General features: G+C 69.1%; 23 protein-coding genes. 17 read left to right on the plus strand and 6 right to left on the minus strand.

The features are described 5' to 3' along the window. The first annotated feature begins 185 nt into the window (after positions 1–185). Complete coding sequence (locus C1746_RS05010; protein ID WP_162867410.1) at positions 186–1,835, plus strand: outer membrane protein assembly factor BamB family protein; 1,650 nt, start codon at positions 186–188, stop codon at positions 1,833–1,835. A gap of 38 nt (positions 1,836–1,873) precedes the next feature. On the opposite strand, the gene C1746_RS05015 is transcribed toward C1746_RS05010, so the two are convergent. From C1746_RS05015 to msrB, 3 genes are all read right to left on the minus strand, one after another. Further along, positions 1,874–2,326: a pyridoxamine 5'-phosphate oxidase family protein gene (locus C1746_RS05015; RefSeq protein WP_116713574.1), complete on the minus strand. Its 453-nt coding sequence runs from the start codon at positions 2,324–2,326 to the stop codon at positions 1,874–1,876. A gap of 62 nt (positions 2,327–2,388) precedes the next feature. After that, positions 2,389–3,438, minus strand: coding sequence for an HpcH/HpaI aldolase/citrate lyase family protein (locus C1746_RS05020; RefSeq protein ID WP_116713575.1), 1,050 nt, complete (start codon positions 3,436–3,438; stop codon positions 2,389–2,391). 104 nt (positions 3,439–3,542) lie between these two features. Beyond that, complete coding sequence (gene msrB / locus C1746_RS05025) at positions 3,543–3,968, minus strand: peptide-methionine (R)-S-oxide reductase MsrB (protein WP_116713576.1); 426 nt, start codon at positions 3,966–3,968, stop codon at positions 3,543–3,545. A 70-nt stretch (positions 3,969–4,038) separates the two neighbouring features. Here msrB and C1746_RS05030 point away from each other — a divergent pair, with 70 nt between their 5' ends. The 6 genes from C1746_RS05030 to C1746_RS05055 all read left to right on the plus strand — a co-directional run bounded on the left by C1746_RS05030 (position 4,039) and on the right by C1746_RS05055 (position 10,371). Next, entirely contained in the window at positions 4,039–4,326 is a 288-nt protein-coding gene (locus C1746_RS05030) for an MGMT family protein (protein ID WP_205711718.1), read from the plus strand. Positions 4,327–4,330: 4 nt separating this feature from the next. Then, complete coding sequence (locus C1746_RS05035) at positions 4,331–5,407, plus strand: 5'-3' exonuclease (protein WP_116713578.1); 1,077 nt, start codon at positions 4,331–4,333, stop codon at positions 5,405–5,407. A gap of 77 nt (positions 5,408–5,484) precedes the next feature. Continuing rightward, positions 5,485–6,159, plus strand: coding sequence for a DUF2461 domain-containing protein (locus tag C1746_RS05040; RefSeq protein ID WP_116713579.1), 675 nt, complete (start codon positions 5,485–5,487; stop codon positions 6,157–6,159). A gap of 93 nt (positions 6,160–6,252) precedes the next feature. Further along, positions 6,253–6,615 carry a hypothetical protein gene (locus tag C1746_RS05045; RefSeq protein WP_116713580.1) on the plus strand — a complete coding sequence of 121 codons (363 nt, stop codon included), beginning with the start codon at positions 6,253–6,255 and terminating at the stop codon, positions 6,613–6,615. After that, entirely contained in the window at positions 6,615–8,201 is a 1,587-nt protein-coding gene (locus C1746_RS05050) for a GMC family oxidoreductase (RefSeq protein WP_116713581.1), read from the plus strand. The genes C1746_RS05045 and C1746_RS05050 overlap by 1 nt, the downstream gene beginning before the upstream one ends. Positions 8,202–8,307: 106 nt before the next feature. Next, the gene (locus tag C1746_RS05055) at positions 8,308–10,371 is read left to right on the plus strand and encodes a CHRD domain-containing protein (RefSeq protein WP_116713582.1); all 2,064 of its coding nucleotides are present in this window, start codon (positions 8,308–8,310) and stop codon (positions 10,369–10,371) included. On the opposite strand, the gene pdxR is transcribed toward C1746_RS05055, so the two are convergent. Then, the gene (gene pdxR, locus C1746_RS05060; protein WP_205711719.1) at positions 10,368–11,777 is read right to left on the minus strand and encodes a MocR-like pyridoxine biosynthesis transcription factor PdxR; all 1,410 of its coding nucleotides are present in this window, start codon (positions 11,775–11,777) and stop codon (positions 10,368–10,370) included. The two genes, C1746_RS05055 and pdxR, sit on opposite strands and share 4 nt — an antisense overlap. A gap of 28 nt (positions 11,778–11,805) precedes the next feature. On the opposite strand from pdxR, the gene C1746_RS05065 reads away from it, so the two are divergent. Genes C1746_RS05065 through C1746_RS05075 form a run of 3 tightly spaced genes read left to right on the plus strand, consistent with a single transcriptional unit; the run spans position 11,806 to position 13,440 of the window. After that, on the plus strand, positions 11,806–12,498 hold the full coding sequence (locus tag C1746_RS05065; protein WP_116713583.1) for an AzlC family ABC transporter permease: 693 nt from the start codon (positions 11,806–11,808) through the stop codon (positions 12,496–12,498). Further along, positions 12,495–12,785 (plus strand): AzlD domain-containing protein, encoded by a 291-nt coding sequence (locus tag C1746_RS05070; RefSeq protein WP_116713584.1) that lies wholly within the window; start codon positions 12,495–12,497, stop codon positions 12,783–12,785. The genes C1746_RS05065 and C1746_RS05070 overlap by 4 nt, the downstream gene beginning before the upstream one ends. A gap of 43 nt (positions 12,786–12,828) precedes the next feature. Further along, entirely contained in the window at positions 12,829–13,440 is a 612-nt protein-coding gene (locus tag C1746_RS05075; protein ID WP_116713585.1) for a PH domain-containing protein, read from the plus strand. Here C1746_RS05075 and C1746_RS05080 read toward each other — a convergent pair whose 3' ends face one another. Then, a complete protein-coding gene (locus C1746_RS05080) occupies positions 13,441–15,057 on the minus strand; it encodes a copper amine oxidase (RefSeq protein ID WP_116713586.1) in 1,617 nt (538 codons plus the stop codon). Between the two features lie 137 nt (positions 15,058–15,194). Here C1746_RS05080 and C1746_RS05085 point away from each other — a divergent pair, with 137 nt between their 5' ends. The 7 genes from C1746_RS05085 (at position 15,195) to C1746_RS05115 (ending at position 23,958) form a co-directional block, all read left to right on the plus strand. Beyond that, positions 15,195–16,613 (plus strand): cation:proton antiporter, encoded by a 1,419-nt coding sequence (locus tag C1746_RS05085; RefSeq protein WP_162867411.1) that lies wholly within the window; start codon positions 15,195–15,197, stop codon positions 16,611–16,613. Between the two features lie 74 nt (positions 16,614–16,687). After that, on the plus strand, positions 16,688–17,830 hold the full coding sequence (locus tag C1746_RS05090) for a phospholipase D-like domain-containing protein (protein ID WP_116713588.1): 1,143 nt from the start codon (positions 16,688–16,690) through the stop codon (positions 17,828–17,830). Between the two features lie 139 nt (positions 17,831–17,969). Next, entirely contained in the window at positions 17,970–19,553 is a 1,584-nt protein-coding gene (locus tag C1746_RS05095) for a hypothetical protein (RefSeq protein ID WP_205711720.1), read from the plus strand. A gap of 10 nt (positions 19,554–19,563) precedes the next feature. Continuing rightward, the gene (locus C1746_RS05100) at positions 19,564–20,031 is read left to right on the plus strand and encodes a hypothetical protein (RefSeq protein WP_116713589.1); all 468 of its coding nucleotides are present in this window, start codon (positions 19,564–19,566) and stop codon (positions 20,029–20,031) included. Positions 20,032–20,084: 53 nt separating this feature from the next. Further along, positions 20,085–20,903, plus strand: a complete 819-nt coding sequence (locus C1746_RS05105; protein WP_162867412.1) for a serine/threonine-protein kinase — start codon at positions 20,085–20,087, stop codon at positions 20,901–20,903. Continuing rightward, positions 20,900–22,666, plus strand: a complete 1,767-nt coding sequence (locus C1746_RS05110; RefSeq protein ID WP_116713591.1) for an FHA domain-containing protein — start codon at positions 20,900–20,902, stop codon at positions 22,664–22,666. The genes C1746_RS05105 and C1746_RS05110 overlap by 4 nt, the downstream gene beginning before the upstream one ends. Before the next feature lie 2 nt (positions 22,667–22,668). Beyond that, positions 22,669–23,958, plus strand: coding sequence for a Glu/Leu/Phe/Val family dehydrogenase (locus tag C1746_RS05115; RefSeq protein WP_116713592.1), 1,290 nt, complete (start codon positions 22,669–22,671; stop codon positions 23,956–23,958). Positions 23,959–23,983: 25 nt separating this feature from the next. Here C1746_RS05115 and C1746_RS05120 read toward each other — a convergent pair whose 3' ends face one another. Continuing rightward, on the minus strand, positions 23,984–25,456 hold the full coding sequence (locus C1746_RS05120; RefSeq protein ID WP_116713593.1) for a sensor domain-containing diguanylate cyclase: 1,473 nt from the start codon (positions 25,454–25,456) through the stop codon (positions 23,984–23,986). Between the last annotated feature and the right edge of the window lie 9 nt (positions 25,457–25,465).

A 25,465-nucleotide genomic window follows, 5' to 3' on the forward strand; every position in this document is an offset into this window, starting at 1 on the left:
AGGCGGCGCCAGCCGCGGCTCCCCGAGAAGCTGTCCCGGCGCATCTGGAACAAGCTCAGAGGCTGACGACCACGGCGCTGCGGCCGCGGCGCCTCCCCGGGATCAGGCCGAACGCTTCGTAGCGTTCAGCCATCCGACGAAACCGACCCGGCCGTCCTCGGGCCACGCAGGTGCAGCCGTCAACCGTGACGCGGCGACAGCCGGCCACGGTCAGTCGGCGCCTGAACCTGGTCCTGTCCATCGTGGTTGCCGTGCTGGCCGGAGCTGCCGTGGCACCCCAGCTCGGCGGCTGGATCCCCGACGCGACGGCGGCCACGGCGGACGCATCCCCGGTCCCGCGCCCGAGCTCGTCTGCCAGCACGCAGCCGACGTCGGACCCGGCACCCCGCGTGGCCTTTCCGGGTGCCTCGACACCCACCGCCACGGACGTCGGCGTCGTCGAGACCGTCGACCTGCGGCAGGAGCCCGAGCCGGCCGAGGAGGAGGCCCCGATCTCATCGGGGTGGGAGACACCCGGGGTGCTGACCTTCCGCGGCAGTGCCACCCGCAGCTACCACGGCACCGGACCGATCCCCGACCAGGCGAGCCTCGCGTGGAGCTATCCCGACCGTGCGATGTGTGGCCCGTCAACAGTGGGGGAGGAGACGACCACGTGGTGCGGGACCGGCTGGACCGGTCAGCCGGCCGTCTTCGAGCGCGAGGGCCGTACCTGGGTGGTGTTCGGGGCCTACGACCACCACGTCCACTTCGTCGACGCCGCCACGGGCCTCGATCTGCTTCCGCCCTTCCCGACCGGCGACATCATCAAGGGGTCGGTCACCGTCGACCCTGATGGGTTTCCGATCGTCTACACCGGGTCGCGAGACGGCCGCTACCGGGCCATCGCCATCGATGGTGCGGAGGCCGAGGAGCTGTGGTCGCTGACCGCCGCCGACGCCACCGGGCCGACGCGGTGGAACGACGACTGGGACGGCTCGGGCCTGGTGATCGATGACCGATTGATCATCGGCGGGGAGAACAGCCGTGTCTTCGTCGTCCAGCTCAACCGAGACTGGGACGCCGACGGCCGCCCGACGCTGGACCCGGAGGTGCTGTGGGACGCCGCCGGCTGGGACACCGAACTGGACGAGGTGCTGGGTGACGGCAACGTCTCGATCGAGAACTCGGTCACGGTCGTGGACCAGACGGTCTACTTCTCCAACTCCGGCGGTCTGGTCCAGGGCTGGGATCTCGGTCCCCTGGATGAGGGGCAGGCGCCGGTCCAGACACTGCGCTGGTGGATGGGAGATGACACCGACGCCTCGATCGTCGCCGACGAGGAGGGGATGCTGTACGTCGCGGCCGAGTACGAGCGCTTCAACGACCGCTCTGCCGAGGTCGGGCAGGTGGTCAAGTTGGACCCATCGCGGCCAGACGACCCGCTGGTGTGGTCCTTCCACGACCCCGCTGCGGGGGCCGGTCAGGTCGCTGGCTCCTGGGCGACACCCGCGCTGTACGGCGACGTGCTGATCGCGAACACCACCGCAGGTGTCAGCTACGGCCTGGACCGTACGACCGGAGCGGTCCGGTGGGAGCTCTCCTTCCCCGGTCCGTTCTGGTCCTCACCAGTGGTCGTCGACGACGTCCTGATCCAGGGGGACTGCGCCGGCGACCTGCACGCCTTCGATCTGGACCCGGCAGTGGTTGCGGCCGCACCGGTCCATCGCTGGACGGTCAGCCTCGGCGGCTGCGTCGAGTCCACACCCGCGGTGTGGGAGGGCCACATCTACGTCGGCACCCGATCAGGACAGGTGCACGCGGTCTCGGGCGTGGACGGCGTCGTGACAGCGGGCTGACGGTCGCAGCACCCACGACCGAGTGGGCTCCGCGCCGCTCAGGTCGACGACGCGGACCAGCGCTGGACCCCTCCAGCGCCGTACTGCTTGAGCACCACCGCGCGTGAGGGTGTGACCGCGACGAAGCCGGTGCCAGGTGAGTTGTCCGGACCTCCCGGTGCGAAGGCGTTCAGGTCGTAGTCGAACACGTCGCCGTTCCAGAGTCGCCGCTTGGTGTCGGGGTCCGTGTGCATCTCCGCGGTACCCCACACCTCCACGCCGTCCCCGACCTCACTGACCTGCCAGTGGAGGGCCACCCGATCGTTGGCGCCCATGTTGCTCGCCTTCACGGAGTCGACGCCTGCCATGATCCACAGCGTGTCGCCCTCCCAGCAGGGATGGACCGGGACCACATCCGGTTCGCCGTCGGCGCCCACCGTGGCCAGGTGTGCCCAGGGGCTCAACTCCGTGGCGAAGGCCTTGACCTCATCAAGGCTGATCTGATCGCTCATGCTCGACCTCCTCGTCGTCCCCCGTCCGGTCGAGGAAGGCTACTGGCCGTGCATCAGGAGGTCTAGAGGTCGTAGGTCGCCGCCAGGTCCGGGTCCCGGGACGCCAGCTGCGACGCCAACTCCAGCACGACCTTGCACTGCTTCACGCTGGCGTCGTCCTCCATCTTCCCGTCCAGCATCAGGGCGCCGGTCCCGTCGCCCATGGCCTCCACGACCCGCTTGGCGTGCGCCACCTCCACTGGGTCGGGGCTGAAGACGGTCTTGGCAATGCCGATCTGGACCGGGTGCAGCGACCAGGCGCCGACACAGCCCAGCAGGTAGGCATTGCGGAACTGGTCCTCACACGCGGTGGTGTCGCGGATGTCGCCGAAGGGGCCGTAGTAGGGAAGTATCCCGTGCATCACGCAGGCATCCACCATGCGGCTGATGGTGTAGTGCCACAGGTCCTGCTGGTAGGTCGTGCGAGGTGCGTCGGCGTCGTCCGGGTCGGGGTCGGTCCGGACCAGGTAGCCGGGGTGGCCGCCGCCGACCCTGGTCGTCTTCATCCGCCGGTTGGCTGCCAGGTCGGCGGGCCCGAGAGAGAGGCCCTGCATGCGCGGCGACGCACCGCAGATCGCCTCGACGTTCGCAACACCGCGGGCGGTCTCGAGGATGGCGTGGACCATCAGCGGCTCGGTCAGGCCGGCCTTGGCCTCCAACTGGGCGAGCAGACGGTCGACGTAGTGGATGTCCTCCGGCCCCTCGACCTTGGGGACCATGATGACGTCGAGGGCCTCGCCGCCCTCGAGCACAGCGGCCGTCAGGTCATCCAGGCACCAGGGGCTGTCCAGCGAGTTGACCCGGGTCCACAGCTGGGTGTCGCCCATGTCGACGGTCTGGGCGACGTGGATCAGGCCGGCCCGCGCAGCCTCCTTGTCGGAGGCGGGGACGCCGTCCTCGAGGTTGGCGAGGAGCACGTCGACGGTCGGGGCGATGTCGGGCACCTTGGCCAGCATCTTCTCCACGGAGGGCGGGAAGAAGTGGATCATCCGGGACGGGCGGAAGGGCACCTCGCGGACGGGCTCCGGGGCACCGACGGCCAAGGGGCGGTAGAAATCTCGAGCGCTGCGCATGGCCGGGACGGTACGAAACGACCGACGCCCAGGGCAAAGCCGACGGCGCGGGGTGTGTCGCCTTCGCGTGCCGGGGCACGCAGACATGACACACCCCTGGACGGTCAGTCGGACTCGAGCTCCATCGAGACGGAGTTCATGCAGTACCTCGTACCCGTCGGGCCGGGGCCGTCGGGGAAGACATGGCCGAGGTGGCCACCACACCGAGCGCACACCGCCTCCGTGCGCACCATCCCGTGCGAGCGGTCAACCCGTTCCTCGACGGCGTCCGGCGAGATCGGCTCGGTGAAGGACGGCCAGCCCGAGCCGCTGTTGTACTTGGTCTCGGAGCGGAACAGCTCCGCGCCACAGCCCGCGCAGCGGTACAGGCCCGGGTCCTTGGTGTCCCACAGGGCCCCGGTGAAGGCCCGCTCCGTCCCGGCCTGACGCAAGACGTGGTACTGCGCCGGGGTCAGCCGACGCTGCCACTCCTCGTCGGTCAGCTCGACTCGGCCGCTCTCCGGAGAGGTCTTGGGGGTGACATCGGTCATGACTGGTCCTTTCCTTGCTGAGGGGGACACTCACGGTAGGTGCAGCGTGCTGTGCAACGATGACTATTCCGTGACATCCGACCCGCCACACTTGACCGAGTTCGCCCGGTCGGTGTACGCGGCGATCCGCACCGTCCCGCCAGGCACCTGTGCCAGCTACGGCGAGATCGCGCAGGAGGCCGGCCGACCCGGAGCGGCCCGAGGGGTCGGCAGCATCCTTGCGCAGTCCGGCGGGGCAGACCTGCCGTGGTGGCGCATCATCCGTGCCGACGGGTCCCTGCCCAAGGGGGCCGACCAAGAAGGCCGGTTGCGGGCCGAGGGCGTGACTATCATCAACGGGCGAGTACGGATGACGTGACGCGATGGGAGACCGCACCGGCATGGACTCGATGGCGCTGTTCGACACCGACCTGTCGGTCAACCCTGACGCCATCGCACCGCCGGCCCCGACGGCTGCGGCGACGCCGGCCCCTGCGCCAAGTCCGGTCCTGGGCGAGACGGTCCTCGCCGTCGACGGCAACTCGCTCGCCCACCGGGCCTATCACGCCTACGGCAACCGTCCGGAGGTCACCAACCCCGTCGGTGCCGGCCTCTACGGCTTCCTCGCCCTCCTGGCTGCGGTGGTCGACCTGGTGCGGCCCGCCGCGACGATCATCGGGTTTGACTGCCGCACGTCCTCGTTCCGCAAGGACCTGTTCTCCGAGTACAAGGGCCAGCGTCCCGAGAAGCCCGACGCGCTGGATGCGCTGCTCGACGAGATCCCCGTGGCCCTGGACGAGCTGGGCGCGGCCGTCAGGACCGAGCAGGGATATGAGGCCGACGACATCTGCGGGTCCGTCGCTGGAGCCAGCAAGCAGTCGGGCCGGCACTGCGTCGTCGCCACCTCCGATCGTGACGCCTTCGGGCTGGTCGGCGATGGCGTGGAGGTGCTCCGGATCCGCTCGGGGATGCACCGCGCCCAGCAGTACACCGCCCGCCGGTTCCGCCGCGAGCTCGGCATCACGCCAGGGCAGTACACCGAGTACGCGGCGCTCCGGGGTGACTCGAGCGACAACCTGCCGGGCATCCACGGGATCGGGCCGAAGCGGGCCCGAGATCTGCTGCGGCGCTTCGACACCGTCGCCGATGCGGTGGCCGACCCGCTCGGCTGTCGCAGCGTCCTCGGACCCGAGGTCGGTCAGGTGCTGATCGACGACCACGCCTCGTCGGACTCGGTCTTCCACCGCAACGTCCAGCTGATGACCATCGTGCAAGACCTGGACGTCGACTTGGATGATGGGCTGCCGACAACGCCGCCAACCGTGATCGATGAGTGCCTCCGGGAACGCCGGCTGGCCGGCCTCATCGGTCGGATGACCCTCTGCTTCGCCGATACCGCCCCGAACGCGCAGGCGCCACCTCTGACCGACGCCGACGTGCCCTCACTGGAGGTCGAGTAGCCGGGGCTGTCGAATTCGGGCCCGCAGGTTCGTCGTCGGTGGTAGGACCACTGCCACAACCACCGAGGAGCCCGATCATGTCCTTCGACGGCTGGCCACCGGCCATGACCCACTTCTACGCCGAACTCGAGGTCAACAACACCAAGGAGTTCTGGCAGGCCAACAAGACCACCTACGACGAGTCGGTCCGGGCGCCGATGGAGGCACTCGTCGCCGAACTCGAGGAGGAGTTCGGGACCGCGAAGGTCTTCCGGCCCTACCGCGACGTCCGCTTCAGCACGGACAAGACGCCCTACAAGACGGAGGTCTCGGCGGTGTTCATGACAGGCGATACGCCGGCGATGAGTACCAGTGGTCTCTACGTCCGGGCGAACGCGGATGGCCTTGGCGCCGGAGGGGGCTGCTACCAGATGGCGTCCGACCAGCTCGCCCGCTTCAGAGCGGCCGTGGAGCAGCAGTCGCTCGCCGACGAGCTGCGTGGTCTCATCAATGACCTGGAGGACGCCGGGTTCACGGTCAACTCCACCACCCTGAAGACCGCGCCGCGTGGCTGGTCCAAGGACCATCCGCAGATCGACCTGCTCCGCCGCAAGGACATCACCTTCATGCGCGAGGCCCACGTGGACACCCAGCCGGACCTGGTCCACACCGCAAGAGCCAAGGACTTCGTGGCCGAGACCTTCCGGCGGGGCCAGCCCCTGGTTGCCTGGCTGGACACCCACGTCGGGCCGACCACCAAGCCCCGGCGCTAGCGGGGCCAGATCGCACCATGGTGCACCTGCCCCACAGGGTGAGGTCCACCTGCAACATGTTCCTCCAGGGCGACGGGGGCTAGGCTCCCACCGATGGAACCGGCCAACGCGCGGAAGTACCTGGGGACGATCCGGATGGGACTGGGGGCGCTCTGGCTGACCCCTCGGGTGGGCGCCCGCTTCTTCGGCCTGGAACCGGAGAACGACGGAATCGCCTTCCTCGCCCGCCTCTTCGCCGCTCGGGATCTGGCCCTCGGTGCGGCGCTGCTGCAGGCCAGCGGCGCCGACGTCGCTAGGCAGGTCGACCTCGGCATCATGGTCGACAGCCTCGACCTGGCGGCGGTCCTCTTCGCCGCGCTCCGCAAGGACATCGGCGCCAGGACCCTCCTGCTGGCCGGCACCACCGCCGGAGCCGCCATCGCGCTGGGCCTCATGGGACGGGAGCTGGACAGCTGATGACCAGCACCACGGGATACGACTACGTCATCGTCGGGGCCGGGTCGGCCGGCTGCGTCCTGGCCGGCCGGCTGTCGGAGGACCCCGCCGCCCGGGTCCTGCTGATCGAGGCGGGGTCAGATGACACCCACCAGAACATCCACATCCCGGCCGCCTTCGCCACCCTCTTCAAGACCAAGTGGGACTGGAACTTCGAGACCGAGCCGGCCAAGCAGCTCCACGACCGCCGGATCTTCTGGCCCCGGGGCAGGATGCTGGGCGGCTCGTCCAGCCTGAACGCCATGATCTACATCCGCGGTCACGCCCGCGACTATGACCGCTGGCGCGACCACTGGGGCTGCACCGGATGGGGCTACGACGACGTCCTGCCGTGGTTCCGCAAGAGCGAGGACAACGCCACCCACGTCGACCGCTACCACGGCACCGACGGGCCCCTCCACGTGAACGAGCAGGTCGAGCCACGACCGATGACCCACGCCTTCGTCGAGGCCGCCCAGGAGGCCGGGCACGCGCTCACCCCCGACTTCAACGGCGAGACCCAGGAGGGCGCCGGGTTCTACCAGGTCACCCAGCACAAGGGCCGCCGCTGGAGCACCGCCGACGCGTTCCTCCGCCCGGCGCTGGACCGCCCCAACCTCGACGTCTGGACCGACACGCCGACCCACCGGATCACGTTCGACGGCACCACCGCGACCGGTGTGCAGGTCCGCCGCGAGGGTCAGATCCAGACCATCGCAGCAGGCGAGGTCATCCTCTCGGCCGGGGCCATCGGCTCACCCCACCTCCTGCTGCTCTCCGGGGTCGGTCCCGCCCACCACCTGGTCGACACCGGTGTCCCGGTCGTTGCTGACAGTCCCGGCGTCGGCCAGAACCTGCAGGACCACCTGACGGCCGGGCCCATCTACAACTCGCCCACCAGCGACAGCCTGCTCGGCGCGGACGACCCGGCCAATCTGCTCAACTTCCTCATCCGCGGCAGGGGTCCCCTCACCTCCAACGTCGGTGAGGGTGGCGTCTTCGCCAAGACCGACCCATCGCTGGACGTCCCGGACGTGCAGATGCACTTCGTGCCGGCGACCTACCTGGACGAGGGGCTGACCGAGCCGAAGGAGCATGGTCTCACCCTCTCCTGCTGCGTACTCCGCCCCCGGTCGGCCGGTTCGATCACGCTCCGAAGCGACAACCCCGAGTGGGCTCCCGCGATCGAGAGCAACTACCTCGACGACCCCATCGACGGCGACACGCTGATGGCCGGCTGGGCTCTGGCGGACGAGGTCCTGCACCAGCCGGCGCTGCGCCCGTTCCTGGGTGAGCGGATCGTCCCGTCGCCGTCGGCGACCACACCCGATGAGCTGCGTGATGCGACACTGCGGCAGGCGCAGACCCTCTACCACCCGGTGGGCACCTGCGCGATGGGGACCCACGAGGAGGCCGTGGTGGAGCCAGAGGGGCTGACGGTCCGTGGCGTCGACGGCGTCCGCGTGGTGGATGCCTCCGTCATGCCGGACATCGTCGGCGGCAACACCAACGCCCCGACGATCATGATCGCCGAGAAGGCAGCCGCCGCGATAGCCCGCAGCGGCTGACGGCGAGGGAAGGCCGGCCACGCCGGCCTTTCGCGGATGCGCTGAGCGGAGTACCGTTGTCGGCGGACTGGCGCTCGTCGCCGCAACCACCGCAGTAGGGCTGCACATGCGCACACGATTCTTCTCCACCGGACTCATCCTCACGCTGCTCGTCGGCCTCCTCGCCGCCGCTCCAGCCGCGGCCCAGGAACCTGACGCGAGCGTGGAGGTCGTCGACAACGACTTCTCTCCCAACGACGTCACCATCGATGTCGGCGGGACGGTGGAGTGGGAGTGGACCGGCAACAATCCCCACACCGTCACCAGCAACGATGATGCCTGGGAGGCCTCGCCCGTCCAGATGTCCGGCACCTTCGAGGTGACGTTCACCGAGCCGGGTACGTACGACTACTTCTGCAGCATCCACAGCGGTCAGGTCGGAAGCGTCACCGTTCGCGGCGACGAGGGCCCCGTGGGTCCGGTCGACCCCGAGAACGTCAGCGGTGACGACCCGGTCGAGACCGCGCTGTCGTACAGCGCGACCCTGCCGGACGGGTCCAGTGCCAACGCCATCATCGGGACCTCCGGCACGTTCCCCGACTCGCTGGCCTCCGGCTCGCTGCAGGGCTTCCTGGACGCGCCGCTGCTGCTGACGCCGACCGACGATCTGGACGACCGGGTGGAAGCGGAACTGCAGCGCCTGCAGGTGACCGACGTCACGATCCTCGGTGGGGTCGACGCCGTCTCACAGGCGGTGGAGGACGAACTGGCGGCGCTGGTCTCGCAGGTCACGCGATTGGAGGGCCCCACGCGCATCGAGACCGCGCTCGACATCGCGACGCAGCTGAACACCAGCCAGCCGGTCGACACCGTGATCCTGGCCCGCGCCTTCGGCGCTGATACGGGCGGCGGGCCCGAGGGCTCGGACGCCTTCGCCGACGCGCTCGGTGGCGGTGCCGTGGCCGCCCAGAACGAGATCCCGGTACTGCTGACCCGGACCGACGTGCTGGAGCCCGGCGTGTCTGCCTGGCTGACCGACAACCAGGTCCAGACGGTGATCATCGCCGGCGGAACGGCGGCCATCTCCGACGGCGTCGCCAGCGGGATCACCGACCTCGGCATCACCGTCGAGCGTCGCGGCGGCAGCAACCGCGTCAGCACCGCCATCCGGCTGGCGCTGGGTGGGGCGGAGCCGCTCCTGGAGCCGCTGGCTGACGTCACCCAACCCGCCACCGTGGTCCAGGGGGAGGGCGAGTTGGCCTGGGCCTCCGGCTTCGCGGCGGCACAGACCTCACCGGGCGGGATCCTGCTGGCGACCGGCGACATCATGCCGGCGGACACGCTCAACTCGGTGTTCGCGACAGGTGCGGTCAGATGTGGCGCCACGCTCAGCGACGAGCTGTGCGGCCAGGCGCAGGCCGCCGCGTCAGTCGACGGCAAGGTGCCGGCCCAGTACATCGCCGTGATGGACAGCGATCAGGAGACACCGCCGAACGACACCGGTGCATCAGGGACTGCTGCGATCTATGCGGCCGGTCCTGAGGGTCTGTGCTTCACCGTCCAGACGTTCGAGCTGTCGGGACCGATCACGGTCTCCCACATCCACGACGGCGACTTCGGCGTGGCCGGGCCGCCCACGATCACGTTCACGACCGCTGCCGCGGAGCTCGCTCCGGGGACTCGTACCGGCTGTGTCAACGGCATCCCCCAGGAGCCGCTGGCGGCGTTCACCGCCGATCCGGCAGCGCACTACGTCAACATCCACACCGACGCGAACCCGGGTGGCGAGATCCGGGGCCAGGTCTTCGAGCCCGAAGGTCTGCTGGTGGCCGGCCTGAACGGGGACAACGAGGTCCCCGAACCCGGTGACCCCGACGCAGAGGGTGTGGCCGTCGTCTGGGACACCGGTGTGGCCGACGAGCTCTGCTACGTCGTCGACCAAGGCGGCCTGACGCCGGCGGCATCGATGGCTCACATCCACCGCGGCGCAGCGGGTGAGAACGGCGACGTCGTCGTCCCGCTCGACCTCGGCGCCGGTGGCAACCTGTTCGCGCACTGCGACCGGGGGCTCGACACCGCCCTGGTCGAGGAGATCCTGACCACCTCGTCGGAGTTCTACGTCAACGTGCACAACGAGCCCTTCCCGGCCGGCGCCATCCGTGGTCAGCTGGCCGAGGAGTCTCGCGACTAGGAGACGCCGAGCGCCCGGGCCAGGCCGCCGATCCCTCGATCGATCTGGTCGGGGGTGACGTTCCCGTAGCCCACGACCCAGCCGGGTCGTTCGGGCGAGCCGGTGTAGTGGTCGGCAAGCGGCACCATGCCGACGGGAGCGGCGCCGCGCTTCACCGCGTCGGTCCACGGCGCGGGCCGGCCCCTCGGCGGATACAGCGCGGCGTGGATGCCGGCGGCCACGCCTTCGACGGTGTAGCCCGGAAGGTGGCGCTCCACGGCTCGGAGGAGCCTGGCGCGCCGCTCGCGATAGCGGCCGGTCACCCGCCGGACGTGCCGATCGATGGCTCCTGACTCGAGCAGGATCGCCAGCGCAACCTGGTCGATCGCGGGGCTCGCCACATCGGAGACGAACTTGAGGTCTTCGAGTGTCCCCACGGCCCACGCCGGAGCGACGACCCAGCCCAATCGAATGGCCGGGGCCAGGACCTTCGACACGCTGCCGCCGTAGACCACCCGGTCGGGCGCCAGTCCTTGCAGCGCGCCGACGGGCGAGCGGTCGTAGCGGAACTCTGCGTCGTAGTCGTCCTCCACCACCACGCCACCGGCAGCAGCCCACGCGAGCAGGTCGGCCCGTCGCTGCGGCGACAGCACGGCACCGGTGGGGAACTGATGCGCGGGTGTGACGACCACGGATCGTGCCGGGCTCGCGGCGAGTGCGTGGACGTCCAGCCCGTGCTGGTCGACGGCGATCGGCACGGTCTGCGCGCCCCCCGCCTGCATCGTCAGGGTCACTCCGACCGAGCCGGGATCCTCCACCGCCACCGGACCGGTGTCGTGCTCCACGAGCGCTTCGGCGATCAGCCGGCAGCCCTGTGCATACCCGGTGGTGACGATGATCCGGTCTGGTGGTGCGACCACCGCCCGAGTTCGGCCGAGATAGGCCGTCAGGGCTTCCCGCAGCCGGGATTGGCCACGGGCATCCCCGTAGGCCAGATCTCGGTCGGTCATCTCGGTCAAGGCCTGCTCGACCGCGCGGGACCACTCCCGCCGTGGAAACGACGCGAGGTCGGGAAGTCCGGGGTTGCGCGCCCGACTGCGGTCGACGCCGCGGCGGGCCGTGGTGGCCGCGCTGGCCACCTGACCGACCACGGTTCCCGACCCGGTCTGAGCCACGAGGTAGCCCTCGGCGGTGAGTTGCTCATAGGCCCGGACGACCACCCCGCGGGACACGCCGATGTCATCGGCCAGCGGCCGAGATGCCGGCAGCGTCGTCCCGACCGGCAGCCTGCCCGTTCGCACTGCCGCTCGGATCTCCTCGGCCAGCGCGGCCGAACGACCACGAGGTGGGGCCTGTGCAACTCGCTCGACCATCATCCGACGGCCGAAATTGGTCCCGTTGTTGGGAGACGATTCGGCATCACTCACGGGGCCATACTGCCCCTATCGTGATCGCATGACCACACCAGACCGCCACGGAGAGGTTCGCCCCGCCCTGATCGAAGCACTTCCCGTCGCCGCCGCCATCGGTGTCTTCGGCGTCATCTACGGTGCAACCGCTACCAGCGTGATGACGCCTGCCCAGACGGTGGCCAGCTCGGTCCTCATGTTCTCGGGCGCTGCGCAGTTCACGTTGATCGGGCTACTGGATGCCCAAGCGACGGCGGTCGCCGTCGTCATGGCCGTGGCCGCACTGGGGCTGCGACACCTGCCGCTGGCCGCGGTGCTGCTGCCCCGGCTCCCTTCGGGCCGCGTCGGCCGGGCCGGCTTGGCACTGCTCCTGGTCGACGAGAGCGCGGGTTTGGCCGTCGCATCACCCCGATCGGCGCGGTTGACCATGCTGACCGTCGGTCTGAGCGCCGGTGGCGCCTGGGTCGTCGGCACGATCGTGGGGGTGCTGGGTGGCAACCTGCTCGGCTTGGCAGGGGTGGCGTCGGCCGTGTTCGTGATCCTGTTCATCGGCCTCAGTGCGCTGACGACACGAGACCGCTCCGACGGCGTCCGAGCCGGGATTGCGGCCGGTGTCACCGCCGTGCTGCTGACGGTGGTGCCACAGGTCGGGGCCATCGGTGCGGTTGCCGTTGCGACCCTCGTCGCGCTGACCACGCGGCGGGGTGCGACGCGACCAGCGGCGGAGGTCGGCAGATGACCTGGCCGCTGCTTGGCGGGCTCGCCCTCGTGACCATCGCATCACGGGTCCTGCCGATGACGCTGTTGCCGACTCCGACGGGTCGAGCCGCGGAGGTGCTGGCCGCCCTTCCCGCCCCGCTCTTCGCCAGCCTGTTCGCGCTGTCGCTGGTGGGGGACGGACCCCCCGACGTGCCGCTGCTGGCCGCATCCGTGGCCGCGCTGGCTGGCGCCCGGAGCCGCTCCCTGCTGCTGGTCCTGCTGTGCGGGCTGGCCGGCTACGGCGCGGCCGGGGTGCTCGTGGGCTGATCCTGGTGGCCGGGCGCGTCGTGGGCTTCGTAGACTCCTGCTCATGGGCTACCCACGGCGGCTGCTGAACGACAACGAAGAGATCGTGCTGGACCTGAACCCCCATTGGCGGATCTTCCTGGCACCGGGGTTGCTGCTGCTCATCGCACTGGCGGCCCTCGTCGCCGTTCCCTCACTGATCGAGGATGCGGAGTCGTGGGTCACCATCGTGTCGGCGATACCGCTCGGCCTCGGACTGATCTGGTTCGCCTACCGGTACGCGACCTGGCGGACCACGCACTTCGTCGTCACGACGGACCGGGTGATCTACCGCTCGGGGATCATCTCGAAGGCCGGGCAGAACATCCCGCTCGAGCGGATCAACAACGTTGCGTTCAGCCAGACCGCCATCGAGCGACTGCTCCGCGTCGGCGACCTCGCGATCGAATCGGCCGGGGAGACGGGGCGGCAGACCTTCGAGGACGTGCTGAACCCCAGCAAGGTCGAGAACCGCATCTACGCCGAGATCGAACGGGCTGCTGAGCGGGACGACACGCGGGCGGCGCGCGCGGGCATCTCGGTGGCCGACGAACTCACGAAGCTCGAGGACCTCCGCCGCCGTGGCGTGATCACCGTCGAGGAGTTCGAGGCCCAGAAGGCCAAGCTGCTCAGCTGATCACTGCTGCCGGACGAAGTGGTCCACGGGGAAGTGGACCTGGAGCCGGACGCCCGTCGAGTGCCACAGGTCCGGCCCCTCGTCGGCCGTGTGGGGCAGGAACCCGCGGTACCACAGCACCACGTCCTGCCCGTCGATGGGCTCCTCCTCGTTCCCGGGGATGTAGTCCAGCGCCGGCCAACGCCACGTGCCGGCCTCCGAGTTGGCGTACTGCCGGCCGTAGACCCGGTTGGTGTCGTACAGCACCTCGGGGATCACGACGCCGGGCACGTTCCAGGTTCCGTCGTCGAAGGTCAGGTCGACCGTCACACCCGTCGCGCGGTCCCTGACCCGCCAGTCGTGCTCCACGGCCTCGGCCGCGGATCGGTCGAACTCGACCGGCTCGTCGACCAGGAAGCCGTCCGCGGCCCGACGCGAGATCACGTCATCTGCGGCTCCGTTGATGTCGAAGTCGAAGCGCCAGAAGGGGTAGTGGACGTGATCGACCACGCACTGCAGGCCCTTGGCGAAGGTGTGGGCGTCGATCTGCCCGTCCTCGCCGATGTAGTAGTTCTGGTACAGCACGTACTCGCCCAGGATGTCCAGGATCCCGAGTTCGAGCCACTGCTGCCCGTCCTGCTCGAACTCGCGGAGCACGATCTCGGCATCGTCGGCCCACTCGACGGCGAAGAGCTCGCCGCCGAGCCGGTCGACGAAGGGCCCGCAGGCATCGTCGTCGTAGAACACCGTCATCGAGGGCATGCTGGCCCGATCCATGATCGGGACGTCCTGATAGGTCACGTCGTTCAGCGAGATGCCGTCGTTCCGTCCGCTGACGTCGTAGACGAAGCTCCAGCCGTTCCACTCGACCATCCCCTGCCGGGGGGTGCCGTCCCCAGGGCCGTCACCGAAGCCGAGGAACGAGGTGTCCATCGCATGGGTCGGCTCAGCCGGCGCCGGACCTGAGGCGTCGTCCTCCCGCGAGCGCTCGACCGTCCCGGAGCTCAGGTCCACCCAGGTCAGCAGCTGCGGGCGCGCATCGACGTGCTCGGCGAACGTCACGTAGGCCAGGCGGCGGTCGGGGTAGCTGCCGTCGGTCTCCATGGTGTGCATCACGAAGCCCTGCAGCCCGGCAGCCCGCTCGCCCCAGTGCTCCCGCCCGATGGCGATGGCGGTGTCACCCTCCGCGGCCGACAGCGGCGGCTGCCACTCGCTGGCGGCCGTGCGGACCACCTCGGTGACCGACCCCTCTACGACCACGGCCTCGACCGTCTCGTTCGCGGCGGTGTCGAACCAACCCACCCGATGTGAGACCTCGCCGTCCTTGGGGTCGACGGTCTCCACACCCAGCAACTCCGCATCCGGGCCGAGTTCCGCCTGGACCGCCGGGTCAGCGGAGGCAGCGGCAGCGATGGCGTCCGGTGTGGCCGACGCTGTCGCGAACGTGACCGGTTGCACCGGACGGATGTTGGTCGCGTCCCGCGGCTGCGGCGGGTACGGCGCGTCCTGGGTGGTGAAGCGACTGTGCTCGTTGTGCTGGCCGGGCGTCGGCGGCTGCGTCGATCCCGACACGGCGATCAGCAGGACACCAGCAGCAACGAGGCCGATGACACCGGCTCTGGTGATTCGTCGTGGCATGCGGTCAGACCCCTCAGGTTGCGACCCACCAATCTATGTCGGCTCGATGACGGATGCGAGGTCCGGCCGATCGTGCCCGGGCAGGTGCTATCGTCACGCCGTTCAGATCAACTCAACATGAGGGCAAAGGGGTCACGATGTTGAGTGGCAGTCAGGTCATCGCCTTCGTCCTGTTCGACTTGGCCGTCATCCTGGTGGCGGCGCGGGCCTGCGGAGCGGCGGCGCGTCGAGTCGGCCAACCGGCGGTCGTGGGCGAGATCATCGCGGGCGTCCTGCTGGGCCCCACCCTGCTCGGTCCGGCCCTGGCCGGATTGGACAATCCCCCCGGCTTCCTCGACTGCGAGGCCGCGTTGGCCCTGGTCGAGGTGGCGCCGAGCGTGACGTCCTGTCTGTTCCCACCGCAAGCTCAGGGCGTCCTGAACGGCTTCGGGCAACTGGCTCTGCTGCTGTTCATGTTCCTGGCCGGTCTCGAGCTCGACTTCTCCCAGTTGGCCGGCAAGTACGTGCAGATCGTGACGGTGGCGGTGGCCGTCGTCGCCGTTCCGGTCGTCGTCGCATTCGGCATCAACCCGATCCTGTACACCGACGTCTTCATCGGGCAGGACTCGGTCAGCAGCGTCGCGTTCGCGCTGTTCGTCGCGGCGCTCATCTCGATCACCGCACTGCCGATCATGGTGCGGATCCTGCAGGAGAAGGGGATCGCCACCAGCGATCTCGGGGCAGTCGGCATCGCCGCTGCGGCCGTGGTGACCGTTCTCATGTTCCTGCTGGTCTCGTTGGCGTCCGGCGTTGCTGCGGGTCGGTCCACCGCGGCACTGGTGGGCAACGTCGGATTGGCCGGGGTGTACCTGGCGGTGATGGTCTTCCTGGTCCGACCGGTGCTGGCACGGCGACTGGGTGGGCCCTACATGGACCGGGTCGATGAGTTGGGGCTGCTCACCCCCACGGACGGGCCGGTGCGTGACCGCGACGACGACGCCTGGTCCCAGATGGACGAGTTCGCGCCGGCTGGTGCAGGGACGGCGATGAGTCACGCCATGTTCGCGTGGATCCTCGTGCTGGTGCTCCTCAGCGGGTGGGTGGCTCATCTGCTCGGCATCAACGTCATCGTGGGCGGGTTCGTGGCCGGTGTGATCCTCCCGGTGCGCAAGGGCTTGGTCCGAGACATGACCACCGAGCTGTTCGACTTCACCGTCGTAATCCTGCTCCCGGTCTTCCTCGCCTTCGCAGGGCTGAACACGGACTTCTCCGCGCTGACCGTCGGGGCTCTCCCCGGCCTGGTGGTCTTCCTGGTCGCGTGCGTCGCCGCGAAGTGGGGTGCCGGCGCGCTGGTGGGGCGGACGGTGGGCTTGAGCGCAGGCGAGAGCAACCTGCTCGGAATCCTGATGAACTGTCGGGGACTCCTCCCGCTGGTGGTCGCACTCATCGGGGTGCAGCAGCAGGTGATCAGCCCGGCCCTGCAGGTCGGCGCCGTCATCATGGCCCTCGTCACCACGGCGATGACCGGACCGCTGTTCGACCGGTTCAACAGCGCTGAGCCGGTGACGACCGCCTGAGCCGGCCGTGTGAAGGCGATGCGGATGAGGTAGGTCCGCCTGACATCGAACAACGACCCGGAGGTACCAGCACCGTGGAGAAGGCAGAAGCCGTCCTTGAAGGCGTGACCGGGTCACACGTGATCCCTGGGAACGAGGTGGAGGTGCTGCGCAACGGCGAACAGATCTTCCCGGCCATGCTGGAGGCGATCCGGTCGGCCGAACGGACCGTCGACCTGCTGACCTACGTCTACTGGACCGGGGACATCGCCCAGGAGATCGCCCACACGCTGGCGGAGCAGGCGCGCAAGGGGTTGCGCGTCCGGGTGATCCTGGACTGGCAGGGCAGTTGGGCGATGGACAACGCCCTGGCCGATGAGATGGTCGAGGCCGGCTGCCTGGTCGAGCGCTTTCGTGAGTCAGATGAACGACCGACCCGCCTTCACCATCGCACGCATCGCAAGCTGCTGGTGTGTGACGAGTCGGTTGCCTTCACCGGCGGCGTGGGCATCGCCGAGGAGTGGGAAGGCGACGCCCGGAATCCCGAGGAGTGGCGCGAGACCCACTTCCGCGTCACCGGACCCGCGGTGCGGCCGATGGTGTCCTCCTTCATCGAGCACTGGGTCGAGTGCGGTCACCCCTCCTTCTCCGACGACGACCACTTCCCGGACCTCGAGCCCGCCGGCTCGACGAGCCTGATGGTCCTGCGAGGATCGTCGGGACCCTTCTGGCACGACATCGGCCTCGCAATGGACGTGCTGCTCCGGGGCGCCCAGGACACGATCAACCTGACGACCGCCTACTTCGCGCCGGGCGAGCGGATGCTCGGTCTGCTGGCCGAAGCGGTCGGCCGTGGCGTCACCGTCCGGGTGCTGCTGCCCGGCAGCCACATGGACCGTCGGGTCGTGCAGCTCGCCTCCGCCGACGAGTACGAGCAGCTGCTCGACGCCGGTGTGGAGGTGTGGCACTACGAGCAGACGATGCTGCATGCCAAGATCGTGACCGTCGACGGGCACCTGTGCCTGTTCGGGTCGGCCAACGTGGACGAGCGGAGCATGCGTCACAACGAGGAGTTGGCGGTCGTCGGGTTCGACACCGCGCTGTGCGACACCCTGGACGAGCACTTCGAGGCCGACCTCGAGGTCAGCGAGCAGATCGACCTGGAGCGCTGGCGCGACCGGCCGGCATGGCGAAAGCTGGTGGAGAAGGCGGTCGACCCGATCGAGCACTGGCTCTGACGAACGGCGCTGCTGTCATCAGATTGTCCTTGTCCCGACCACGTTCCCCCGTATCTTTCACACCGGTGAGACGTTCCCCATCGGGACAAGCCTCGGTGAGGCAGGCAGTGACGACGAACAGGTAGGACGGCAGACCATCGTGGACGCAAACGAGACGATCACGTTCAATCCCGGCAGCGGCCGGGCCGCCCCCGGGTCGGGTCCGGGCGACCTGACCGACCAGCTCATCGAGACGGACTGGTGGACCGACCAGATGATCGTCGATGCCGGGATCCCGATCATCGATGTGCCGTTCGTCTCCGTCGGGGGTGGGATCGGCTCCTTCGTGATGGTGGACTACCTTCGGGTCGCCGGGGTGCCACCGGAGCAGATCAAGGTCCTCACCAACATCGACCGGCCGTACCAGACGTACAAGTTCCTGTGCAAGAACTCCCAGATCCCCGAGCACGAGCGGCTGCGCTCGGACTCCGCGGCCACGCCGGACAACATCTGGGGCTTCCCCGGCTACGCCATCCGTGAGGGGTGGACTGACAAGTCGCTGAAGCCCTGGTTGAACGTGTTCGTCGAGCCGGTCGCCAAGGACTTCTACACCCCCCGGGCAGGTGACGTCTTCACCTCGATGGACCGAGAAGCAGCCCGGATCCGCTGGTCGTCGATGGTCGACAAGGGGCAGGTGCGGATGGTCCGGCGTCGCCAGGGCGGCGGGTACTACACGATCCTGACCCCGCCGCAGGGCACCTCACGGACCAAGCGGATCGCGTACCGGTCGACCTGGGTGCACGTGAGCGTGGGCTACCCGGCGCTGCGATACCTCAAGGACCTGCAGACCTACCGCGAAACCCACCAGGACTTCCGCCACGTCGTCAACGCCTACGAGCCACACGAGCACGTCTACGACGACCTGAAGCGCCGTCCCGGCGTGGTGATGGTCCGGGGCGCGGGGATCGTGGCCAGCCGGATCCTCCAACGACTGGTGGACGACCGGGATCACAACGGCGCCCAGACCCTGATCATCCACCTGTTCCGGACCTATCGGACCGAGCCGAAGTACGACAAGAAGTGGGGCGGCGGCCAACAGGAGGTCCGGCACGGCTGGGCCTACCAGGGGTTCAACGTCACCAAGGCCTCGTGGGGCGGCCAGCACCGCTTCAAGCTGCTCGAGCTCGAAGGCCAGGAGCGCAAGGAGTTCCTCGACTACATCGGCGGTGGCGCCCACACGCCCCGGCGTGAGGACTGGCGCGAGCAGATCGACCGGGGTCTCTCCCAGGGCTTCTACCGGCAACACGTCGGGACGGTCGACACCGTCGAGCCCGGCGAGAACGGCGACGGTGTGATGGTCCGGGTCAGCGGTCAGGACGGCTCGACCCAGGACTTCCCCGTCCGCTACGTCATCGACTGCACGGGCCTGGTCGGCAAGCCCCAGGACCACCGGCTGCTGAACGACCTGATGACCCACGGCGGAGCGGGGGAGAACGTCATGGGCCGGCTGGACTGCGAGCGCAACTTCGAGGTCCGCGGGGCGCAGTCACAGCCCGGGAAGATCTACGCCGGAGGCGCGGCGACCGCGGGGGCGTACTACGGCGGCGTCGACTCCTTCCTCGGGCTGCAGTACACCGCTCAGCAGATCTACCTCGATCTCGTCAAGACCGGCTTCTGCAAGAAGATCGGTGTGGGCCGCAGCCTCAGCCAGTGGCTCAAGTGGGCCAACAACACCCAGATCTAGGACCGCACCGATGACTCCCACACTGAACGGACGAATCCAGTCCAAGCTCTTCCTGCTGCTCGTCGTCGCGCCGCTCTGGACGGTGGTCATCACCGTCCTGCTCGTGCCGCTGGTCCGCGGGGCCGATGCGACCATGACCGCCTCCTACGGGGTGGTGCTGTGGAACGCCATCCAGGTGCTGCTCTGGACGGCCCTGTTCGGCGTCGGCTGGGAGTTCCTGTGGCACGCCCTCCAGCAGAGCCGCTGGGAGAAGGACTGGCCGATCCTGTACGGGCTCCTGCAGTTCATCCCGGAAGGCATCCTCATCTTCTTCCTCGTCAACCCGCGGTGGGGAGGCCTGACCACCGGGGGTGGTGTGCCAACGGCCGCTTTCCTGCTTCACTACATCTCGACCGTCCTCGTCACCTGGACCTGGATCAACGGCCCGCACCGGATCCTGTTCCTCAAGTGGCGCTTCGAAGGAGGTCGCTTTGTGTAAGGTCCCGGTGACACAGTAGAAGGCACAGTTGGACAGGTATGACAGGAACCACGATGACGCGAATCGCTGACTACCGGGTGCTGGAACCACTGGGCAACGGCAGTCATGGGCAGGTCCACAAGGCGTTCCCGCCCGAGCGACTGGGGATGGGCACGGAACTGGTCGCGCTCAAGGTCTTCGACCGGTCGACGGACTACGCCGAGTACCAGCGAGTCGTCGAAGAGGTCCAGGTCTACGCGGCCGCTGCCAACCAATCTGATGAGCTCGCCAACATGTTCGACGTCGGTCGGCACGGCGAGCGCCTCTTCATCTCGATGGCCTACTACCCCGAGGGGTCATTGGCCGCCCGCGCACGTGGTCTGACCAAGAAGCAGGTCGTGCAGCTCGTTGCATCCGCCGCCCGTGGCGCCCACGCGCTCCACGAGGCCGGCGTCGTGCACCGCGAGATCAAGCCGACCAACATCCTGCTCGCCGACACCGAGCACGGCGTCCTGTCCGACCTGGGTCTGGCTCACGTCGTCTCCCCGGGCCAGACCGTGACCGGGCTGGGCGTCTCCTCCCTCGAGACGATGGAGCCGGGTCTGGTCCGCGGTGAGAAGAGCGCCCGCGCCTCGGACATCTGGTCGCTGGGGGCCTGCCTCCACTGGGGTCTGACCGGGCTCGGGGTGTTCGCGGACCTCCCGGACTCCAGTCTCATCGCGGTGCTCCGTCACATCATGACCGCCTCCCCCCGGATTGCCGATGACGGCATCCCGCCGCCGATTCGCGAGGTGCTGGCCCGGTGCCTGGACCAGGACCGCATGGAGCGCTACGGCACGGCTCTGGAGTTGGCGGATGACCTGCAGACGATCGTGGAGGGCATTGGCCGATGAGCAGCGAAGACGTCCACGTAGCTCTTGTTCCCGGCGACGGTGTGGTGGCCCGTCGCGGCGTCGGCCTGATGGTGATGTTGCCTGGCGGGGCCGACGAGGTGCGCGAGCAGCTCGTCGCTGCCTTCGAGGAGGCCTGCACCGACGAGGCAACTCCCGGACGCATGATGGCGCGGAAGCTGGTCGGCCTGCTCAGCCAGAGCGATCCCGATGCCCTGCCGCCCTTCGGTGCCTGCGCGCCGAACGAGCGTGGCTGGGCCGTCATCCTCCATCAGGGGGTGGCGCTGCACCTGACCTCCGCCGGCGAGACCGAGGTGGTTTCGGGCTACGACGCCTCCACCTGGGTCGACCGCATCGTGGATGGCGAGTTCGACGCGATGTCCTTGCTGGCCGACGGCAGCACCCCTCCCGAGGTCGACAGCCGCTTCCGGCTGGACAGCGGGGTGGTCCCGGGTGCCGGCGCCACGATCGTGCCGCGCGATGCGGTGCCCGGCGCACGCCCGGCCGCGCCCGCAGCCCAGATGGCGGTGCCGGCCGCGCAGCCAGCCGCGGCGATGGAGGAGACGGCTGACGAGCCAGCCGAGACCAGCACGGCACCGTCGATGCCGCAGGCCGAAGCTGACACGGCTGCCGACGTCCCCGCGGACGCGGGTGCGGAGCCCTCGGCCGACGAGCCCGCGGCGGGGCAGCAGACGACCATCGACTCGGCGCAGGACGAGACCATCACGAGCATGCCGGAGGCCCCGCCGGTCGACGCGGACCCCGGTCTACCAGGCCGACAGCCTCCGCCGGCCACCCCACCCCCGGACGAGCCGTCGGGTGGGATCTTCACCGCCGGTCCCGCACCGGCCCCGCCCGCCCCCGGCCTCGCCGAGCAGACACCAGCCGTCCAGACGCCGGCCGCACCGCCGCCGCTCCCGAGTGGCTTCGCGCAGGCACCGACGCCCACGGACAACCCTGAGCAGCAGGGCGTCTTCGAGGCGACTCCGGCATCACAGGACATCCCCCGATCGCTCACGGATCCCGCCGCCGCCGACCCTGCGGACAACGCTCCGCAGCACGAGGAGGAGGACGAGCCGCCGACCTTGATCCAGGCCCCAAGTCGTGAGGCGGCCGAGCCCGCCCCGATCGAGGGGACACCGGAGCCGGAGGCGATGCCTGATGCGGACGTCGCCTTCGAGTCCGTCCCGCTGGCTGACATCGGCATCGACGGCAAGCGCGAGGCCCTCCCGGTCCTCACCGTCGACACGCCGAAGGAGGAGACCGAGGACAGCGACGCGCCGTTGGTCCACGGGGTGATGTCTCCGGCGGGGTACTTCAACCACCCTGACGCCCTGTACTGCGCGGTGACCGGTGTGGCGATGCTGCACCGCACCCACGTGCTGGTCGAGCGGCCCCGCCCACCGCTCGGGGTGGTCGTCGCCGACGACGGGTCGACCTTCACCCTCAACGCCAACTACGTCGTCGGTCGCGAGCCGGAACGTGACCCGCTGGTCGACGGGGACGATGCGCGTCCCCTCAAGCTGCAGGACACCGAACGGTCCCTGTCACGCGTTCACGCGGAGATCCGTCTGCAGGACTGGGACGTCTTCGTCGTCGACCGCGGGTCGGCCAACGGCACCTACGTGCTGCCGCGGGGCGCCCAGCAGTGGAAGCGACTGGTCGCAGACGTCGAGGAGAAGATCGTCCCCGGCACACGCGTGGCGTTCGGCAAGCGGGTCGTGACCTACGAGTCCCACCACCAGATCAACCAGGCGGCCGGCTGACCATGACTGACCTGTTCGAGGGCGCAACCGGCATCATCGACGAGGCGCTGACGTACGCCTCCGTCTCGGAGGACACGGTCGAGCGTCTCAAGCACCCGCAGAGTGCCCTGGCTGTCTCGATCCCGGTCCGCATGGATGACGGGTCGCTCCGCACCTTCCGCGGGTACCGGGTCCGGTACAACGACGCCCGTGGTCCTGCGAAGGGTGGCATCCGCTTCCACCCGGACGTCACGATCGAGGAGGTCCAGACGCTGGCGTTCTGGATGACGATCAAGTGTGCGGTCGTCGACATCCCCTACGGCGGCGGGAAGGGTGGCGTGACCGTCCAGCCCAAGGACCTCTCCATGGCTGAACTCGAGCGCCTCAGCCGCGGCTTCATCGATGGGATCGCCGACGCGATCGGCCCTGACATCGACATCCCGGCACCCGACGTCTACACCAACGCGATGATCATGGGCTGGATGATGGACGAGTACGCCATCATCAAGCGGGCCAAGACGCCAGCGGTGATCACCGGGAAGCCGCTCAGCCTGGGTGGCTCCCTGGGCCGGGACACCGCGACGGCAGACGGCGGCTTCTTCATCACGCAGACGCTCGCCCCGAAGATCCTGGGTGACGCGTCCGGGCCGCGGACGGCCGCCGTCCAGGGGTTCGGCAACGCCGGCATGACCATGGCCGAGTTGCTCCACGACGCCGGCTGGACCGTTGTGGCCGTCAGCGACTCCAAGGGTGGGATCCACGCCCCCGAGGGTCTGCACATCCCGTCAGTCGCCAAGGTCAAGCGCGAGTCGCGGGCACTGAGGGGTGTCTACTGCGAGGGCAGCGTCTGCGAGACCGTGGACCACAAGGTCATCACCAACGAGGAGTTGCTGGCGCTCGACGTCGACCTGCTCGTCCCGGCGGCGCTCGAGAACGCCATCACCGAGGACAACGCCGCTGACGTGAAGGCCCGCATGATCGTGGAGTTGGCCAACGGCCCGATCACCCCCGAAGCCGACGAGGCCCTCTACCAGCGCGGGATCACCGTCATCCCCGACGTGCTGGCCAACGCCGGCGGCGTCACCGTGTCCTACTTCGAGTGGGTCCAGAACCGGCAGGGCTACGCCTGGACGGCCCAGCAGGTCCGCGACCGACTGCAGGACCGCATGGTGGAGCAGGCCATGGGCGTGTGGGAGCGCTCAGGCGGGGGGCACAACATGTCGTTGCGTGTGACCGCCTACGCCCTCGCGCTCGAGCGGATCGGCGCTGCCGTGGACGCCACCGGCCACAAGGAGACCTTCCAGGGCCGGTAGTGCTCTGCCGTCGGGCGGAGGACGTTCAGACCTGCAGGATCCGAGCCGTGAACTTGCCGGCCAGCTTCGCGGCGTACAGGGCCTGGTCGGAGCCGCGGACCAAGTCCTGCGGTCTGACCTCGGCATCGGTGCTCCAGGCCGCACCGATCGACAGGCGGCAGCAGATCTCCTCGTCGATGCCGGCCGACCGCACCAGTGATGCGACCAGGTCGCCGTCGAAGGCCTCGAGGATCCGATCCGCCACGGCCCGCACGTCGACGCCGGAGGCGATGCCCGGGATGATCAGCATGAACTCGTCCCCGCCCCACCGGCCCACGATGTCACCGGCACGGGTGAGGCGTTGCAGGCCCGTGGCCACGGCACGGATGACCTCATCACCCACGTCGTGACCGAGTTGGTCGTTGATCGGCTTGAAGTCGTCGATGTCGATGAAGAGGACGGCCACGCCGGCGCCATCGGCAGCGGCGGCCGCCACCGCCTCGGCCAGCGAGGCCTCGAGCTGTCGTCGGTTCGCGATGCCGGTGAGACCGTCGTGCATCGCCAACTGCCGGTAGGCCTCACGCTCCTGCAGGAGGGCTGACTCCAGCTCACGACGTCGCACCAGGTCGGCGATCAGTCGGCCGAGTACGGTGGTCATCTCGACACTGGTCGCGTCGAAGGCGTCACGGTCATCGAAGTTGTCGAGGCTGAGGAAGGCCCGCGGCTCACCGCCGATGAACACCGGCGACGAGACGTTCGACTCGATCTCTCGGATCCGACCGACCTCGATCATCCAGGTCTCCTGATCGGGCGGGAGGGGCATCTCCGAGACCGATCGGTTGATCGCAGCTTCGGGCGTGTCGACGTCACGGAACATCATGTTCTCGTAGAGGCAGCGCTGCTGGAGTCCCGCGAGGTCGAAGCCGCGGGCTGCCACGAAGTGGTACTCGTCGGTCCCCTCCTTGTTGAGCAGGATGCTGCCCGCCTGGGCGCCCGGAACGACGGCGACGGCACGGTCGATCAGCGCGTCGAAGAAGGCGTCGTCATCGATCAGCGAGTGGGAGAGTTCGCTCAGCTCCAGCAGCGCCGTCCGGAAGGCCCGCTGCTGGGGGTACGTCGCGCCGGAGGCTGACTCCGCCGGGTCCGTGAGTTGGACCACGACGGTCCCGTCCGGGACGCGGCCGGCATGCATGGTCGCGACATCGGTCACACCGGGCCACAGCGCAACGTCACGACGGCGGATCGTGGGTGCTGTGGCGTGAACGGCGTCCCCCAGCGCCGCTTGCACGACGACCCGTGAGTCGGCGTTGACCAGGTCCGAGAACCGTTGCCCCTCGAGGCTTCCGGCGCTGTCGCCGAGGATGTCCTCGGCCGCGATGTTCGCGGTCAGGATCAGACCCTCCGCATCCAGGACCACTCCGGCGACGGGCGCATGGTGAAAGGCCAACGCGAGCCCAGCATCCTGGGCACGAGGTCGAACCGGGTCGATCGTGCTGGCCATCACCTCGGTGATCGGCACGCCCCGGAC

Origin of the sequence: Euzebya tangerina (assembly GCF_003074135.1) — a bacterium.
Taxonomy (GTDB): Bacteria; Actinomycetota; Nitriliruptoria; order Euzebyales; family Euzebyaceae; genus Euzebya; species Euzebya tangerina.

What these genes read in the sequence shown, in the direction of transcription:
- C1746_RS05015 (WP_116713574.1), bottom strand. Translation starts at nt 2,326, where the DNA reads ATGAGCGATCAGATCAGCCTTGATGAGGTCAAGGCCTTCGCCACGGAG.
- C1746_RS05020 (WP_116713575.1), bottom strand. Translation starts at nt 3,438, where the DNA reads ATGCGCAGCGCTCGAGATTTCTACCGCCCCTTGGCCGTCGGTGCCCCG.
- msrB (WP_116713576.1), bottom strand. Translation starts at nt 3,968, where the DNA reads ATGACCGATGTCACCCCCAAGACCTCTCCGGAGAGCGGCCGAGTCGAG.
- C1746_RS05035 (WP_116713578.1), top strand. Translation starts at nt 4,331, where the DNA reads ATGGGAGACCGCACCGGCATGGACTCGATGGCGCTGTTCGACACCGAC.
- C1746_RS05040 (WP_116713579.1), top strand. Translation starts at nt 5,485, where the DNA reads ATGTCCTTCGACGGCTGGCCACCGGCCATGACCCACTTCTACGCCGAA.
- C1746_RS05045 (WP_116713580.1), top strand. Translation starts at nt 6,253, where the DNA reads ATGGAACCGGCCAACGCGCGGAAGTACCTGGGGACGATCCGGATGGGA.
- C1746_RS05050 (WP_116713581.1), top strand. Translation starts at nt 6,615, where the DNA reads ATGACCAGCACCACGGGATACGACTACGTCATCGTCGGGGCCGGGTCG.
- C1746_RS05055 (WP_116713582.1), top strand. Translation starts at nt 8,308, where the DNA reads ATGCGCACACGATTCTTCTCCACCGGACTCATCCTCACGCTGCTCGTC.
- C1746_RS05065 (WP_116713583.1), top strand. Translation starts at nt 11,806, where the DNA reads ATGACCACACCAGACCGCCACGGAGAGGTTCGCCCCGCCCTGATCGAA.
- C1746_RS05070 (WP_116713584.1), top strand. Translation starts at nt 12,495, where the DNA reads ATGACCTGGCCGCTGCTTGGCGGGCTCGCCCTCGTGACCATCGCATCA.
- C1746_RS05075 (WP_116713585.1), top strand. Translation starts at nt 12,829, where the DNA reads ATGGGCTACCCACGGCGGCTGCTGAACGACAACGAAGAGATCGTGCTG.
- C1746_RS05080 (WP_116713586.1), bottom strand. Translation starts at nt 15,057, where the DNA reads ATGCCACGACGAATCACCAGAGCCGGTGTCATCGGCCTCGTTGCTGCT.
- C1746_RS05085 (WP_162867411.1), top strand. Translation starts at nt 15,195, where the DNA reads ATGTTGAGTGGCAGTCAGGTCATCGCCTTCGTCCTGTTCGACTTGGCC.
- C1746_RS05100 (WP_116713589.1), top strand. Translation starts at nt 19,564, where the DNA reads ATGACTCCCACACTGAACGGACGAATCCAGTCCAAGCTCTTCCTGCTG.
- C1746_RS05105 (WP_162867412.1), top strand. Translation starts at nt 20,085, where the DNA reads ATGACGCGAATCGCTGACTACCGGGTGCTGGAACCACTGGGCAACGGC.
- C1746_RS05110 (WP_116713591.1), top strand. Translation starts at nt 20,900, where the DNA reads ATGAGCAGCGAAGACGTCCACGTAGCTCTTGTTCCCGGCGACGGTGTG.
- C1746_RS05115 (WP_116713592.1), top strand. Translation starts at nt 22,669, where the DNA reads ATGACTGACCTGTTCGAGGGCGCAACCGGCATCATCGACGAGGCGCTG.